The organism is Streptosporangium sp. NPDC006013 (assembly GCF_040614275.1).
Lineage (GTDB): Bacteria > Actinomycetota > Actinomycetes > Streptosporangiales > Streptosporangiaceae > Streptosporangium.
This window is the reverse complement of record NZ_JBEXUE010000021.1, coordinates 1-15835: the sequence shown is the minus strand read 5'-3', so window position 1 is coordinate 15835 and position 15835 is coordinate 1. Positions and strand designations below refer to the sequence as shown.

Sequence of the window (15835 nt, the reverse complement as noted above, 5' to 3'; positions counted from 1 at the left end):
GGCGAACAAGAGAGCATGCGTATGGAGCGACGTCCTGGCGTGCCCAGGCTATTGAGGGAGATCAACGACAGGGCCGCCCTGGAGCTGTTGCTCGCCTCCGGGCCGCTGACGCGGGGGCAGATCGGGGAGCTCACGGGTCTTTCCAAGGTGACGGCGTCCCAGACGCTCGCCCGTCTGGAAGGGCGCGGCCTGGTGGAGGTGGCGGGGGAGCAGGCGGGGGGCCGCGGGCCTAATGCCGCGCTTTATGGGATTATTTCCTCCTCGGCCTATGTGGCGGGCCTGGATGTCGGCCCGGAATTCGTCACGACCGCCATCGCGGATATCCATGGGGAGATCGTCGCCGAAGTGCGGGTGGCGCCGAACGGGCATGAGGATCCGGTCGCTCTGGTGCACAGCGGGGTGGTCAAGGCCTGCCGGTCCGCCAAGGTCGCGCTCTCCAAGCTGCGCGCGGTCGTCATCGGCACTCCGGGCGTGGTCGACCCCCGCACCGGCGACGTGCGGTTCTCCTTCGACCTGCCGGGCTGGCACGAGGGCATCCACGAGGCGCTCGCCCGCGACCTGCGCCGTGACGTCAGGATAGAGAACGACGTGAACCTCGTCGCCATCGCCGAGCGCACCCTGGGTGCCGCCCGCGAGGTCGACGACTTCGTGCTCCTGTGGGTGGGCCGCGGCATCGGCCTCGGTGTCGTGCTCGGCGGGCGGCTGCACCGCGGCCGGTCCGGCAGCGCGGGTGAGATCGGCTACCTGCCGGTGCCCGGCGTGCCGCTGGCCGAGGACGTGCGGGCCGTGCCCGGCAGGCTGCCGTCGCTCGCTGGTGGCCTGCAGTCCCTGGTCAGCGCCGAGGCGGTCGCCGAACTCGCCGCGACGTACGGCTTCGAGGGGGAGAGCGCCGCCGAGTGTGTCGCGGCGGCGGTCGCGGCGGGGGAGCGGGGAGAGCCTCTGATCAACGACATCGCCGGGCGGCTGGCGCTGGGCGTGGCGTCGGTGTGCGTCGTGCTCGACCCCGGGCTCGTGGTGCTCGCCGGCGAGGTCAGTACGGCCGGAGGTGACGCGCTCACCTTCAGGATCGAGGAGGCGGTGGCCAGGAGCTGCCCGGTCCGGCCGCAGGTGGTGGCCAGCGAGGTGACCGGCAACCCGGTGCTGCGCGGGGCCGTCATAGCGGCCCTGGAGCAGGCCCGGGAGGAGATCTTCGCCTCCTGAGCCTGGGTCCGTGGCCCTGGATCCGTGGCCCTGAATCCGTGGCCCTGAATCCGTGGTTCTGAGCCTGAGCCGGGGGCCCCGGTCCGGAGCCCCCGGCCCGGAGACCCTGGTCCGGAGTCCGGAGCTCCGGCTTGAAGTTCCCTGCTTCGAGTCCCCGCCCGGAATCCCGGAGCCCTGGATCCCGGGCCGGTGGGGTAGGGGATCCTTCTGGGCGAATGGTCGTTGCGCGGCGGGCAAGATCCTCTATGCTGGCGCGGAAATGTCATGAAAAAGACATCTTTCCGTGATCGGGGATGGGGACGAATGACTGCTGTCATCGCCGTGCTGCATGCCGAGGACATCGCCCTGGAGTTCGTCTCCGTCCTGCGGGACCACGCCGGCCAGGATGTCCTGGTGGTTGTCGGGCAGGCGAGGGCGAGCGTGACCCTGCCGGGAGGGTTGTCCCTGCGGGAGCGCCTGGAACTGCTCGGACCCATGGTGGACCCCGGGGGCAACACCGCGGATCTGCCCGCTCCCGCCGACGTGGCGGCCCTGCTCGGCGAGGCGCCCGGCGAGATCTGGACCCACTCGCCCGCCGACCACCGCATCCGCCGGGCCAGGTTCGGCTGGATCGTCTCCCGTGCCGTCTCCTCGCTGTCCTTACCGGCCGTGACCTGCTCGGTCGGCGACAATCCGTTCCTGCAGACGATCCCCGGTACGGTGACCGCGATCACCGGCGCCGAGGCCGAGGTGAAGATCGATTTCATCAACCGGCGCGCCGGTGGGCTACTGTGCAGCCGGGTGGCCGACCGGCTCGTCACCACGGACCGGGTTCCGGCCGTCGAGAGGTTCTTCACCGCGAGCGCCGCGCAGGCCAACCGCCTCTACGCGCTGATCTCCAGCCTCGGGGACGACGCCGCGGTGGCCGACGATCCGTGGGAGTTCGGGCGTTCGGCCTACGAGGCCGAACGGCTGGACGCGACCGCCGCGTGGACTGCCCGCTGGTGTTCCCCGCAGGACGGGCCGATCGTGGAGGTCGGGGCATGCCAGGGCGAGCTCACCCGGCGGCTGGCGGCGAAGGGATACCAGGTCCAGGCGACCGAGCCCAACGCGGGCTTCCGCGCCCGCCTGGCCGAGCGGGCGGAGCCGGGGGTGGAGGTGCTCGCGGACAGCCTGGAGGATCTTGCCGCCCACGGGGAGCGTCCGGCGGCCGCGTACCTGCTTGCCGAGATGCTCTACTACGACCAGGAACTGGCGCTCCTCGACCGGCTGCCGACCGATCTGGTCCTCGTCGCGCTGGAGACCGGCCAGCTCAACGAGCGGGTCTGGCCCTGGCTGCGCGAGCAGTCCACCTGGCGGGTCGCCGAGCGCGTCGAGCTCGCTCCGCCGACACTGGAGTCCGTCTGCGATGGCCTCGCCTACCTGCGCAAACGGGGCAGCCGTGGTCTCGTCCTGGCCAGGATGGGGCGGAGGCGATGAGCTGGGAGACGATCGTGGTCTCGCCGCACTTCGACGACGCGGTGCTGTCGGTGGCGGGACTGCTCGCCCGGCGTGGGGAGAACGCGGTGATCGTCACGGCTCTGGGCGGCGCGGCCGGTGAGGCACTCTCGGCGTGGGACCGGCTGTGCGGGTTCGCCTCGGCGGAGGAGACGGCGCGGGAGCGGCGGGCCGAGGACGCGCGGGCGTGCGAGATCCTCGGGGTCGACCAGGTGGTTCTGGACAATCCGGACCTTCCAGCGGCCCGGCTCCCGCTGGACGATCTGGTGGCGTTCCTCATCGAGCACGTCACCCCGCGCACGCGCGTGCTGGTCCCAATGGGGATCGGCAACGCCGATCACGAGGTCGTACGCGACCGGGCGCTCGACGTACTGGAGAAGGTCGAAACCCTGGAGCCCTGGGTCTACGCCGACCTCCCCTACGCCGCCGCCGTACGCGAGTGGGGGCGCCCGGCGGCCGAGGAGGCCCTGGCGGCCAGGCCGCCGGTCCGAGCGCTCGCCGAGCGGTACCGCCTCAGGGAAGGGCCGCGGCTGCGTCTGGACGGGGACGAGTGGACGCTCAAGCGGCGCGCCGTCCTGGCGTACGCCTCGCAGATCGCGCCGCTCGCCTGCGACTATGGGGAGTTCCTTGCGATGCCCGGCCCCCTCCAGCACGAGCTGGTGTGGGTCCTCGGCCGCTGACCGGCCTCGGGTCCTCGACAGGATCCGTCGGTCCCGTCCGGGAGGCACCCGCCGCACTCACCGGAGGTCACGCCTCCCGGTGAATCGGGTTCCGCGCGACCGTGCACCGGAGGCGGACGGTGTTCCCGCAGAGGTCAGTGGCCGGTGGCAGGGAGCGGGAGGCGGCCCGAAAGGAGTTCGGCGGCGGCCTGGCCCGAGGCGGTGGTCGCGCCGTGGGTGGTGATGTGGGTGGCGCCCGGAGTGGCAGGACCTGGCAGGCCCATCTCCACCACGATCGCGTCGGGGCGCCGTGACAGCAGGGCGCCCAGGCGGTCGGAGACCCAGGCGTGCCGGTGGGCGTCGCGTACCACGATCACCAGCGGACGCCCGTCGGAGGGCGGTGGGACCGTGTCGCCGGAGCCGAGCCGCAGAGCCGTCGTACCCGGTAGCAGCGCGGCCAGTGGTGAGGCGACGCCCCACGGGGTGGCGCGGTCGACGGCGATGTTCGTCTCGGAGACGAATTCGATCACCTGGGGCGCGGCGGGCAGCGGGAGCCCGTCGCCGCGGACCCGCAGGGCACGCCTGGCCGCGGCGAGCCCCGCGGGCTCTCCCGTCCGGCCCGTCTCGCCGGCCGCCTGGCGCTGCTCCGCCGACCAGGCGGCCAGGCGGCGGACCCGGGAGGCGGCCTCGGCCAGGCGTTCCTCGGGAAGGGTCCCGTCGGCCACCGCGCCCATGATGGCGTTGCGCATGAACCCGACCACCCCTGGTCCCTTACGCTCGCCGCCCACGCAGATCGCGTCGGCCCCGGCGGCGAGGGCGCGGACCGCCGCCCCGGTCACGCCGTACCGCTCGGCGACCGAGGGCATCTCCACGCCGTCGGTCACGATCAGACCGTCGAAGCCCAGTTCCTCCCTGAGCAGCCCGACCAGGATGCGGCCGCTCATGGTGGCGGGGAGGTCGGGGTCGTAGGCGGGGACGAGCAGGTGACCGGTCATCACGGCCCGCACCCCGGCCTCGATGGCGGCACGGTAGGGCGGGAGCGTGGTGGCGGCGAGATCCTCGGCCGAGTAGGCGACGGTCGGCAGGTCATCGTGCGAGTCGACGGCGGTGGCGCCGTGGCCGGGGAAGTGTTTGGCGCAGGCTGCCACCCCCGCGGACTGGAGGCCGGTGACCCAGGCGCCGGCGTGCCGGGCGACCAGCCAGGGGTCGGCGCCGAACGCGCGGGTGCCGACGACGGGATTGTCCAGGTCGGAGTTGACGTCGACCACGGGGGCGTAGTTGAGAGTGATGCCTGCGGCGGCCATGTCCAGCCCGACCTCGCGGGCGACCCGTTTGGTCAGCTCGGGATCGTCCACCGCGCCGAGCGCGAGGTTTCCAGGACGCGAGCTGCCGGTGAGCGCCTCCAGCCGGGTGACGTCGCCCGCCTCCTCGTCAGTGGCGATCACCACGTCCGGGTTCTCCGCGCGCAGTGCGGCGGTCAGCGCCCTGGTCTGCTCGCTGTTCACAAGATTCCGGGAGTAGAGCGCAACCCCTCCGAGCCCCTCGGCGAGGCGCCTCCGCAGCCAGTCGGGCACCTCCACGCCCACGAATCCGGGTTGCAGCACGGTGTCGGCAAGCTCGGCCAGTTCGGGGCTCGCGCCGTTCGGCCCGCTCCTCCGGCCACCGCGAACGATCATCAACGCCTCCAGGTCGGTTCATGGCAAGTCGCTTGTCTCAGGCGTACCACATGTGTAGCATTCGGGTTGCCTAAATAAATAGGAAACTTTCCTAATAGTTGCTTGTCGGAATTGTCTGTCAGGGTGAGTCATGCCCCGGCGCCTGCCCGAAGTAAGTCACCCACGAGGGAGACGGACAGGATGTCGCACGCCCCCTTCGACCTGCGGGGAATCCCGCTGGCACTTCATCTGAACGGTCCCGTCGATGTTCCGGCGCTGCTGGGCGCGTGCGCCGCCGTGGCCGGCAGGCATCCGGTGCTCGGCCGTGTCAGGGTCACCCGTACGGAGTCGACCCCCGAGCGTTACCCCGAGGTCGCCATGGCCGAGGCCGCTCGCCCGTTCGACCTGGAGCGCGGCCCGCTCGCCCGGTTCACGCTGGTCACGGTGGGACCTGAGCGCGTCAGGCTGCTCTTCACGGCGCACGCGCGGGTGTTCGACGCGGACTCCAAGGACGCCCTGATCCGCGACCTGGCCGATGCCTACTTCTCGCGGGCCACCCTGCCCGGCCCGACGTCGCAGTCCGGCCCGATCCCGCCGCCGTGCAGCTCCTCGCCGGGCACGCCGTCCGCGCCGATGGGCCGTCGTGGCGGCTCCGGAGTGGACGGCGGGGCTTCCCAGGCACCGCCCGACGGCGCCGAGGAGTTCTGGAAGGAGCGCGACCGCGAGCCCGTGGAGCTGGTCCTGCCCGGCCTGCGCGCCGTCCCGCGCGGCACCGGTCCCGGGGAGATCGTCGAGATGGTGCTCGGCGGCGCGGAGTCCGGGGCCCTCACCGAGGCCGCCACAGCGCTCGGCGCGACCAGGTTCGAGCTGCTGCTGGCGGCCGTGGGCGTGCTGCTGCGCCGGTACGGCACCTCCGGGTCGCCACTCGCCCTCGACCTCGGCACCCGCACGCGCGAGACGCGCGATCGCATCGGCCCGTTCGTGGCGCGGGTGCCGTTCGTCCCGCACCCCGGCCTCGACGAGGAGTTTCCCGGCTACCTGCGTACGGTTCAGGCTGAGCTCCGCGCGATGTACCGGTTCCGGCACGCGCCCCCGGAGCCGCCCTCCTCGCCGGTCCTGCTCAGTTACCGCAGGAGGGCGGCCGTCCCCGAGTTCCCCGGTGTCGGGGTGGGCGTGGAGTGGACGGTCTTCAACGGGGCCGCCCACGGCGCATTGCACATCCAGGCCGTGGACGCCGGGCTGAGCCTCACCATCGGCCTCCGCTTCAACCCCGCCGCGATCGGTCACGACGACGTGTCCCGGATCGCGGGTCACCTGCGCGCGCTGCTGCGCGCCATCTCCGCGGAACCCCGTGTGAAGGTCGCGGATCTGGCGGAACCACCACCCCATCCCCAGCCTCAAGAGGAGCCTCCCGTGACCGACCTGTTCGTCCCGGCCCCCGGCAACGTGACGGAGTCCTCCGCCGGGGAGGATCCGGTCACCGCGCAGGTGCGAGAAATCTGGCAGGAGATCCTCCGCCTCGACGACATCGGGCTGGACGAGGACCTCTACGACCTTGGCGGGCACTCGCTGACCATCACCCAGATCATCGCCAGGACCCGCCGCAGGCTCGGCGTGGAGGTCTCCCTGGACGTCTTCTTCGACAAACCCACCATCGCCGGCGTCGCCGAGGAGGTCACGCGTCTGCGGGGAGAGGTCGCGTGAGCACGCTCTCGTACGCCCAGGAGCGCCTGTGGTTCCTGGACCGGCTCACTCCCGGGGACGGGACGTACAACATGATCGTCTGCGAGCGGCTCATGGGGCCGCTCGACGCCGACGCCCTGGAGCGGGCGCTGGGCGAGGTCGTGGCCAGGCACGAGGCGCTGCGAACCGTCTTCCCCGAGGTGGGGGGCTCCCCGGCCGCGGTGGTCCTGGATCCCGCGCCGCTGGTCATGGAGAGGCTCGACCTGACCGGCGAGCCGTCGTACGGGACGCCTGAGCGAGGAACGGACGGCAGCCTGGACGGGCCGCCGCACGGTTCGCCGGGTGGGAGCACGGGCGAGCCGTGGAGCGGGGGCGCGGGAGCGTCGCGGGAGCAGGAACGGGAACGGGCGCTGGAGGTGCTGCTCGCCGAGCGGAGCAACCGGCCGTTCGACCTGGTCGCCGGGCCGCTGTTGCGGGCGAGCCTGGTGCGTACCGGGTCCGACGAGCACGTCCTGCTGGTCGTCGTGCACCACATCGCCGGGGACGCCTGGTCGATCGAGCAGGTCATGTTCGGGGAGCTGGTGTCGCTGTACACGGCCTTCACCCTCCGGCTGCCGTCACCACTTCCGCCTCCCGCACTGCAGTACGCCGCCTACGTGCGCAGGCAGCGCGAGCATCCGGCGGACGTCGCCGCAGTGGTGCGCGAACTCGACGGCGTTCCGGTGCTGGAACTGCCCACCGACCGGCCGCGCCCGGCCGTGCGGACCACAGAAGGCGACCTGGTGATCCGCCGGATCCCACTGGAGCTGTGGCGGGAGATCACCGAGATGGCGCGGGCCGAGCGGTGCACGCCGTTCATGGCCCTGCTGGCCGCCTACCAAGTGCTGCTCTCCCGCTACACCGGTCAGGAGGACTTCTGCGTCGGCACTCCCATCGCGGGTCGCGCGGAGGAGGAGTTCGAGCAGGTCTTCGGCGTCTTCATCAACACCCTCGCCCTCCGCGCCGACCTGGCGGGCGACCCGACCTTCCGCGAGACGCTCAAGCGAGTACGTCGGCGCGCCTTCACCATGTACGGCCACGCTGAGGTGCCGTTCGAGCGGGTGGTGAGCGAGCTGCGCGTCGACCGCGACCCGGCCAGGACTCCCGTGTTCCAGACGATGCTGATGCTGGGCAATCCGGACGCCGGATCGCTCAACCTCGACGGCATCCGCACCGAGCCGGTGGCGTCGGGCCTGGCCGTGGCCAAGTTCGACCTCGCGCTGGACGTGATCGTCTATCCCACGCACGTCCAGCTGATGTTCGCCTACAACACCGGCCTGTTCGACAGGTCCACGGTGGAGCGGATGGGCGCCCAGCTGGAGACGCTGTTCGGCTCGATCGTCTCCGATCCGGGCCGCCGCCTGTCGCGGCTGGAGATCCTGCCCGCCGACGAGCTCGCGATCGTGCTCGGCGACACCCCGGGCCGGAATTCGGCGGTCCCGTTCCTGGGCGATCCGGCGGAACCGTTCCTCGATCGCCTGATCACCCGGCAGGCCGCCCGTACCCCCGGCGCTCCCGCCGTCATCGCCCCCGCCGTTCCAGGCGGGACCGGTACCGAGGTTCTCACCTACGGTGAGCTCGACCGCGCCTCGGATGCCGTCGCCGACCGGCTCCGCCCGCTGCTGGAGCGGTCGGTGAGGTATGACACCGCCGGGCGCGGGGAGGCGCGGGTCGCGCTGGCGTTGCCCGCCGGGCCCCAGGCGATCGTGGCGCTGCTGGGCGTCCTCAAGGCGGGCGCCGCCTACGTGCCGCTCGACCCGGCGCAGCCCGCCGAGCGGCTGGCGTACCTGCTGGCCGACTCCGGTGCGGCCGCAGTGATCGCGGACGGAGCCGAACTCGCCGGGTTCACCGGGCCGGTCGTCAGCCGGACCGACCTCGCCTTCTGGGCGGCCGGAAGGACAGCCGGAAAGGCAGTGGTTCGCGAGCATACTGCCGGGCACCCCGACCGGGCCGCCTACGTGATCTACACCTCCGGGTCCACCGGGCGGCCCAAGGGGGTCGTCGTCGGCCACCGTACGCTCTCCCACCTGGCCACGTCGTTCAGGGACCTGCACGGGTTCGGCCCCGGGGAGCGGGTGCTGATGGTCCCGCCGCTCAGCTTCGATGCCTCGGCGGGGGACGTCTTCCCCGCCCTGATCAGCGGTGCCGCGCTGGTGCTGCACCCCGCTCCCGCCTCGCTGACCGGCCCAGCCCTCGCCGCCCTGTGCGCAGAGCACTCGATCACCATGGTCGACACCGCCTCGGCGCTCTGGCAGCAGTGGGTGGAGGAACTGGACGAGGTCGCCGCCCCGATCACCACGATGATGGTCGGCGGCGAGAGCGTGCCGCTGGAACGCCTGCGCGCCTGGGCCGCGCTGACCGGCGGCCGGGTCGCGTTCCACAACCACTACGGCCCGACCGAGGCGACCGTCTGCGCCACCTCGTACCGCACGGTCGACGGCGCCGAGTTGGGCGCGGCCACACACCTGCCGATCGGCGTCCCGCTTCCGCACACCCGCGTCCACGTGCTCGACCGCCACGGCAACCCGGCCCCGATCGGGGTACCCGGCGAGATCCACATCGGCGGTGAGTGCCTGGCCCACGGCTACCTGGGCCGCCCCGGGCAGACCGCCGAGCGCTTCCTGCCCGACCCGTTCTCGCCCCGGGCGGGGACGAGGATGTACGCCACGGGTGACCTGGGCAGACGCCGGCCCGACGGGAACCTGGAGTTCCTGGGGCGCACCGACCGGCAGGTGAAGATCCACGGTAACCGGATCGAGCCGGGAGAGGTCGAGGCGGCCTGCCTGGCCCACCCAGGCGTCCGCGAGGCCGTGGTCACCGCCGATGCCCGGCGGCTGATCGCCTATCTGGTGGGGGACCGGCTCACCGTCGCCGAGCTGCGCACGTTCCTCGCCGGGAGGCTTCCCGGCTACATGATGCCCGGCACGGTCGTCATGCTTCCCGAGCTTCCGCTGACCTCGCACGGCAAGGTCGACTTCCGGGCGCTGCCCGAGCCGGATGCGGACGGCGAGGCCCCGCCGTACGAGCCGCCGAGGGAGGGTACCGAGCAGATCATCGCCACGATCTGGGCCGACGCGCTCAAGGCGGACCCCGGTCGCGGGGACAACTTCTTCGATCTCGGCGGGCACTCGCTGCTGGCCCCGCGGATCGTCTCCAGGATCGCCGCGGAGCTGGGGGTGACGGTCCCGATGACCGCGCTCTTCGCCGCGACCGACCTGGCCGAGCTGGCCGCCGCCGTGGACGAGCGGATCGGCCTCCCGGACGGGGCGCCCGGCCACGCCGAGGGCGAGGGGGCGGCCCGGACAGATGGCTGGGCGCCGGCCGCCGTGGATCTGTACGCGGAGGCGGTCCTGCCCGGCGACATCGCGTACACCGGAGCGCCGGTCCCCGGGGGGCCGCCGCGCCGGGTGCTGCTCACCGGCGCCACCGGCTTCCTCGGCGCATACCTGCTCGCCGGGCTGCTGAGCACCACCGAGGCCGAGATCCACTGCCTGGTCAGGGGAGACACCCCGGCCGGGCGGCTGCGCGACAACCTCGACAGGTACGGGCTCTGGGACGAGCGCTTCGGCGGCCGGATCGTCCCGCACGCCGGGGACCTCGACCTGCCGGGCCTCGGCCTGCCCGCCGACCGGTTCGCGGAGCTGGCGGACTCGGCCGACCTCGTCGTGCACAACGGGGCCCTGGTCAACTTCGCCCTGCCCTACCGGCGGCTGCGCCGGGCGAACGTGGACGCCGTCCTGGAGATCCTGCGGCTGGCCGCGTCCGGCCGCGTCACCACCCCCGTCCACCTGGTCTCGACGCTCGGCGTGCACCTGACACCCGGGGAGCGCACGGTCAGGGAGCGCGATCCGCTGCCGGATCCCGGCCCGCTGCACCTGGGCTACGACCAGAGCAAGTGGGTCGCCGACCGGCTCGCGGGCGCCGCCAGGGAGACCGGGCTGCCGATCACTGTCCATCGCCCGGCCCGGGTCTCCGCCGACAGCCGCACCGGCAGGTCGGTGCCGGGCGACTTCCTCGGCCGGTTCTTCGCCACGTGTGCCCGCCTTGGCGCGGTGCCGGAAGGGGAGCGGATCGACATGGCCCCGGTCGACCACGTCGCCTCGGCGATCGTGCACCTGGCGCGGAGCCGGGCCGTCGGCGACTTCCACTACCACAACCCGCGCGTGCTGACCTCGAAAGAGCTGGCCGAGGGCCTGCGCGAGCACGGCTTCCCGGTACGGCTCATGCCGGCGGGACGATGGCGGCGGCTGGTCCGCGACCGGCTGGAGGTCGGCGACGACCTGCCGATCGCCCCCTACCCGGCGTTCTTCGCCGAGTACGACACGCTCGCCGGCCCGTCCTTCGACTGCTCGGCCACCGAGCGGATCCTCGCCGCCGCGGGGCTGGTCTGCCCTCCGGCGGACGGGAAACTGCTCGATCTCTACCTGGACGACCACATCCGCACCGGCGTCCTCGTGGGTGGTTGCCGTGCATGACGGGATACGCCGGTTCGCCGTCATCTGGGCGGCGCAGCTGCTGTCGATCATCGGGTCGAGCCTGACGGGGTTCGTGCTGGGTGTCTGGGTCTACCAGCGCAACGGGTCGGCCACCGAGTTCGTGCTCATCATGCTGTGCGCGGTACTGCCCGAGGTGTTGCTCTCCCCGCTCGCCGGGGCGCTGGCCGATCGGTGGGACCGCAGGCGGATGCTGATGGCCGCCGACGCCGGAGCCGCCGTGGTCACCGTGGTCCTCGTGGTGCTGCTCGCGCACGGCTCGCTGGAGGTATGGCACGTCTACGTGATCACGGCGGCCGGGGCCGTCTTCGGGACCTTCCACATGGCCGCGTACCACGCGCTGATGCCGCTGGTCATGCCGCAGCGGCACCTGGGCCGGGCCAACGGCCTGATGCAGGTGGCAGACTCGGTGAAGATCGCGGCTCCGCTGCTGGCGGGAACGCTCCTGGTGACCGTCGGCGTCACCGGCGTGGTCGTCATCGACCTGGTCACCTTCCTGGTCACGCGGGTCGTCATGTTCGCCGTGCGACTGCCGCGCGAGGTCACCCGCCCCGGCGCCTCGGCCGCGCCGGAGCCGCTCCGCGGGGACCTGCTGTTCGGCTGGCGCTACCTGCGGGCCAGGCGAGGGCTGTTCCAGCTGGTCATGATGCTGGCCGCGTACAACCTGTTCTTCGGGATGTCCGGGGTGCTGGTCCAGCCGCTGATCCTGTCGTTCGGGTCGGCGGCGGTGCTGGGGGCGCTGATGTTCGCGGGCGGCGCCGGGGTCTTCGCCGGGGGACTCGTGCTGAGCGCGTGGGGCGGGCCGAGGCGGCGAGTGCGCGGCGTCGCGGTGTTCGTCGCCGTGGGAGGGGCGCTGCTCGCCCTGCACAGCCTCGCGGCCTCGCCCTGGCTGATCGCGGTGGTGGCGCCCGCGTTCCTGTTCACGCTGCCGTTCGTGCAGGGCACCGGGATGACCGTACTGCAGATCAAGACCGACCCCGCGGCCCTGGGCCGGGTCCTCAGCACGGTCCGCGTGCTCACCCAGACCGCCACGGTGCTCACCTACCTGGCCGCGGGGCCGCTGGCCGACCGGGTCTTCGAGCCGATGCTCGCCCCCGGTGGGGCGCTCTCCGGGACCCTCGGCGCGATGATCGGCACGGGCGAGGGGCGGGGCATCGCGGCGATCTTCCTGATCACGGGCCTGTGCCTGGTGCTGCTCGCACCGCTCGCCTATCTCCAGCCCCGCCTGCGGAAGGTGGAGTCCGAGCTGCCCGACGCCGAGGACGTGCACGCCCCTCCGGAACCCACCCCGAAACCCGTCACGGAAAGCGGTGCGGAAGCCGGCTCGGAACCCGCCGCCGAACGCGGCCCGGGAACCGGCCTGGAAGCCGACTTGGAAACCGACGTCGCGAAAGGAGACAGCGATGCCGCTCTATCTCGACCCTGAAGAACTCCGCGGGGCGCCGGGCCCCCATCTCGACCTGATCGGCGCGATGGCGTTCCGGGCGGCGGGGGCCGCCCAGCGCCTGGGGGTCTTCGAGGCGCTCATGCCGGGCCCCCTCGGCGCGGTGGACCTGGCGGCCAGGACGGGCACCGACCTGGCGGGACTCACCGTGCTGCTGGAGGCGCTCGCCTCCTTCGGCTATCTCGACCGGGCACCCGGCCGGGCGTACGCCAACAGCCCGATGGCGGTGAGCACCCTGGATCGGCGGAACCCGTGGAGCTACGCCCCCACCCTGGCCTTCTGGCAGGACGTGCTGGCCGAACTCTGGGACGGCCTGGAAGAGTCGGTCCGCACCGGCGCCCCTCAGGTCGACTTCTACGCCTGGCTTGAGGGCCGGCCGCAGACGCTGGCCGAGTTCCAGACCATGCTGGACGGGATGGCCGCCGGGCTCGCCCCGCTGGTCGCCGCGAGCGCGCCCCACCCCGGGGAGCGCCTGCTCGACATCGGCGGCGGGCACGCCCGCTACAGCATCGCGTTCTGCCAGGCGCACCCCGGGCTCACCGCGACGATCGTCGACCTGCCGAACGCCCTGGAGGGCGGCCGGGCCAGGATCGATGCGGCCGGGCTGCGCGACCGCGTCACCCTGCTCCCCGGCGACCTGGCCGACGCCGACCTCGGTGCCGGGCACGACACCGCGCTGCTGTTCAACCTCTGCCACGGTTTCGACGAGGCGGCCAACCGGGCGCTGTTCAAGAGGGTGGCGGGCGCGTTGAGCCCCGGCGGCGCGGTGATCGTGCTGGAGACCTTCGCCGATCTGCCCGAGGGCACGCCCGCGACGACCGAGGCGTTCATCCGGGCCTTCAGCCTCAACCTCGCGGCCACCCAGGGCGGCAGGATCCACTCCTTCGCGGAGATCGCCGCCTGGCTGTCCGGCGCCGGATTCGGCCGGATCGAGCGGCGCCCCGCCGACGGTCCCAACGAACTGCTGGTCGCCCGACTGGAGGCCACATGAAGATCATCATTGTCGGAGCGGGCCCCGCGGGCACGCTCCTGGCCTGCTACCTGGCCGGACGCGGGTTCCGGGTGGAGGTCTACGAGCGGCGGGCCGATCCCCGGCTGCTCGACGAGGACGAGAGCAGGTCGATCAACCTCGGCCTGTCCGCCAGGGGCATCGCGGCGCTCACCGACATCGGCCTGATGGACACGCTACGGCCGCTCACCGTCCCGATGCGCGGCCGGGCCATCCACCTGCCCGGCGGCGCGGTGCCGTTCCAGCCCTACGGCGCCCACGAGGGCGAGATCCTCCACTCCGTCCTGCGCCGTGACCTGATCACCACGCTCATCGACCACGCCGAGGCTCAGCCGGGGGTGACCTTCCACTTCCGGCACCGGCTGGTCGGTCTGGACCGAGAGACGGCGACCGCGCGCCTCGTACAGGAGGAGACCGGGGCCACGAGCAGCGTCTCCGGGGACGCGGTGATCGGCGCGGACGGCGCGTTCTCGCAGGTGCGGGCGCATATGCAGCACGGGCTGCGGGCCGACCACCATCAGGAGTTCCTCCAGTGGGGGTACAAGGAGCTGACCATCCCCGCCGCCGACGACGGCTCCGCCAGGACCAGGCTGGAGGCCCTGCACGTCTGGCCGGGTGAGAACGCACTCATCGTCGCCCATCCCAACCGGGACAACTCGCTCACCGGCACGCTCTTCCTGCCCGCCGAGCGGTTCGATGAGATCACCGCCCCCGAGGAGTTCTTCCGGGAGTGGTTCCCCGACACGCTCGACCTGATGCCGCACCTGGCCAAGGAGTACGCGGAGCACCCGGTGGGGCACCTGGTGTCGATCCGTACCTCGCCCTGGCACCATCGGGGCCGGGTGGCACTCATCGGCGACGCCTGCCACGCCGTCTACCCCTTCTACGGCCAGGGCATGAACTCGGCGCTGGAGGACTGCACGGTTCTCGACCGCTGTGTCGGCGACCATCCCACCGACCTCGGGGCCGCCTTCGCCGAATACCAGCGGCTGCGCAAACCGCACACCGACGTGCTGGACGAGCTGTCCAAGCAGAACTTCGTGGAACTGCGCGACCGGCTCCGCTCCCCGCTGCACCTCCTGGGCAAGAAAGCGGACCTGCTGCTCGCCAGGGTGCTCCCGGGGCGGTGGGTCCCGCTCTACACGATGATCTCCCACACCACGGTCCCGTACGCCGACGCGCTCGCCCGCGCCCGGCGGCAGGACACGCTGCTGCGCCGGGCAGGGGTGGCGGCGGCCGTCGCCGGGCTGGCCGCCGCGCTGCCGGCGGTCCTCCGCGCCGCCCGTGGTGCGGGCCCCGCACCCCGCTCGGATCGCACCGGCCTCGCACGTCTCGTACGCCTCGCACAGCGAAACACCCGGAAGGGCGAACCACCATGCTGACCGATCCCGCGGACCCCTCCCGCGTCCTGTTGGAGACCGCCGATCTGGACGGTGACCACGATCTGGTCCTGCGCCACCGCACCTCGCTCAGAAAGGTCGTCACCTGGGCGCGGGAGTATCTCTGCCGTCCCCATGAGGAACTGGGCAGGAAGGGCCCCGTCTGCCCGTACGCCCAGACCGCGCTGGAACGCGGCACCTTCTACCTCGCGGTCCGCCCCGGGCGGCCCGGCGGGGCCGAGGCGGCCGAGGCGCTCACCGGCTACCGCGACTGGTTCCCCGGGCTGCCCGTGCCGCATGGGCTGTCCCCGCAGTACCGCACGATCCTGGTGCTCTTCCCCGACCTGCCGGAGACCGAGGCGGCGGCGGTGATCGACCACGCCCAGGAGGCGCTCAAGTCGCGCTACGTCTCCGAGGGGTTGATGATCGGGGAGTTCTACCCTGGCCCGCCGCCCAAGGCGGGACTGTGGAACCCCTCCTTCCTTCCGCTGGGCAGCCCGGTCCCGTTGCTGGCGATCCGGCACATGGTCCCCACCGACTTCCCTTTCCTGCGCGACGATCCCGAGCAGGTCGCGGCCTACCTGGAACGCTTCGGTGATCGCCAGCCGGCCGCGCTCAGGGCCGAGATCCAGGCCGTCGCCGACCGCTACGGACTGGTGCCCGCGAACGCGTCCTGAGAACGAGGACGCGGCCCGCCCCCCGCGCCCAGGCCAGGAACCGGTCGTAGGTGTGCGCGATGTTGCCCGCCGGGCCGAGCGTGACCCGCTCGTGGTTGAGCTGGTTGACGATCAGGTCCCA

At 72.5% G+C, this 15835-nt stretch carries 10 protein-coding genes and 1 pseudogene; 9 read left to right on the top strand and 2 right to left on the bottom strand.

The window, feature by feature from the left end:
- Positions 1-21: 21 nt before the first annotated feature.
- From ABZ260_RS05620 to ABZ260_RS05610, 3 genes are all read left to right on the top strand, one after another.
- Entirely contained in the window at positions 22-1200 is a 1179-nt protein-coding gene (locus ABZ260_RS05620; RefSeq protein ID WP_350913087.1) for an ROK family transcriptional regulator, read from the top strand.
- A 303-nt stretch (positions 1201-1503) separates the two neighbouring features.
- Complete coding sequence (locus tag ABZ260_RS05615; RefSeq protein WP_355613345.1) at positions 1504-2658, top strand: hypothetical protein; 1155 nt, start codon at positions 1504-1506, stop codon at positions 2656-2658.
- Complete coding sequence (locus ABZ260_RS05610) at positions 2655-3356, top strand: PIG-L family deacetylase (RefSeq protein WP_355613343.1); 702 nt, start codon at positions 2655-2657, stop codon at positions 3354-3356. Before ABZ260_RS05615 ends, ABZ260_RS05610 begins: the two co-directional genes overlap by 4 nt.
- Before the next feature lie 134 nt (positions 3357-3490).
- On the opposite strand, the gene ABZ260_RS05605 is transcribed toward ABZ260_RS05610, so the two are convergent.
- Positions 3491-5011: a glycoside hydrolase family 3 N-terminal domain-containing protein gene (locus tag ABZ260_RS05605; protein WP_355613341.1), complete on the bottom strand. Its 1521-nt coding sequence runs from the start codon at positions 5009-5011 to the stop codon at positions 3491-3493.
- Positions 5012-5191: 180 nt separating this feature from the next.
- Between ABZ260_RS05605 and ABZ260_RS05600 the strand changes: the two genes are divergently transcribed.
- Genes ABZ260_RS05600 through ABZ260_RS05575 form a run of 6 tightly spaced genes read left to right on the top strand, consistent with a single transcriptional unit; the run spans position 5192 to position 15714 of the window.
- Positions 5192-6694, top strand: a complete 1503-nt coding sequence (locus ABZ260_RS05600; RefSeq protein WP_355613339.1) for a condensation domain-containing protein — start codon at positions 5192-5194, stop codon at positions 6692-6694.
- Positions 6691-11187, top strand: a complete 4497-nt coding sequence (locus ABZ260_RS05595; RefSeq protein WP_355613337.1) for an amino acid adenylation domain-containing protein — start codon at positions 6691-6693, stop codon at positions 11185-11187. Before ABZ260_RS05600 ends, ABZ260_RS05595 begins: the two co-directional genes overlap by 4 nt.
- Entirely contained in the window at positions 11180-12631 is a 1452-nt protein-coding gene (locus tag ABZ260_RS05590) for an MFS transporter (protein WP_355613335.1), read from the top strand. Before ABZ260_RS05595 ends, ABZ260_RS05590 begins: the two co-directional genes overlap by 8 nt.
- A complete protein-coding gene (locus ABZ260_RS05585; RefSeq protein ID WP_355613333.1) occupies positions 12609-13640 on the top strand; it encodes a methyltransferase in 1032 nt (343 codons plus the stop codon). Before ABZ260_RS05590 ends, ABZ260_RS05585 begins: the two co-directional genes overlap by 23 nt.
- Positions 13637-15040, top strand: a complete 1404-nt coding sequence (locus ABZ260_RS05580) for an NAD(P)/FAD-dependent oxidoreductase (protein ID WP_355613331.1) — start codon at positions 13637-13639, stop codon at positions 15038-15040. The genes ABZ260_RS05585 and ABZ260_RS05580 overlap by 4 nt, the downstream gene beginning before the upstream one ends.
- Complete coding sequence (locus ABZ260_RS05575) at positions 15034-15714, top strand: DUF6875 domain-containing protein (RefSeq protein WP_355613329.1); 681 nt, start codon at positions 15034-15036, stop codon at positions 15712-15714. Before ABZ260_RS05580 ends, ABZ260_RS05575 begins: the two co-directional genes overlap by 7 nt.
- On the opposite strand, the pseudogene ABZ260_RS05570 reads toward ABZ260_RS05575, so the two are convergent.
- A pseudogene (locus tag ABZ260_RS05570) lies at positions 15653-15835 on the bottom strand (hypothetical protein); the annotation flags it as partial. The gene ABZ260_RS05575 and the pseudogene ABZ260_RS05570 overlap by 62 nt on opposite strands.

Bases quoted from the DNA above. Each gene is read 5' to 3' on its own strand.
- ABZ260_RS05575 (WP_355613329.1), top strand. From the start codon at position 15,034: ATGCTGACCGATCCCGCGGACCCCTCCCGCGTCCTGTTGGAGACCGCC.
- ABZ260_RS05600 (WP_355613339.1), top strand. From the start codon at position 5,192: ATGTCGCACGCCCCCTTCGACCTGCGGGGAATCCCGCTGGCACTTCAT.
- ABZ260_RS05610 (WP_355613343.1), top strand. From the start codon at position 2,655: ATGAGCTGGGAGACGATCGTGGTCTCGCCGCACTTCGACGACGCGGTG.
- ABZ260_RS05580 (WP_355613331.1), top strand. From the start codon at position 13,637: ATGAAGATCATCATTGTCGGAGCGGGCCCCGCGGGCACGCTCCTGGCC.
- ABZ260_RS05615 (WP_355613345.1), top strand. From the start codon at position 1,504: ATGACTGCTGTCATCGCCGTGCTGCATGCCGAGGACATCGCCCTGGAG.
- ABZ260_RS05585 (WP_355613333.1), top strand. From the start codon at position 12,609: ATGCCGCTCTATCTCGACCCTGAAGAACTCCGCGGGGCGCCGGGCCCC.
- ABZ260_RS05605 (WP_355613341.1), bottom strand. From the start codon at position 5,011: ATGATCGTTCGCGGTGGCCGGAGGAGCGGGCCGAACGGCGCGAGCCCC.
- ABZ260_RS05620 (WP_350913087.1), top strand. From the start codon at position 22: ATGGAGCGACGTCCTGGCGTGCCCAGGCTATTGAGGGAGATCAACGAC.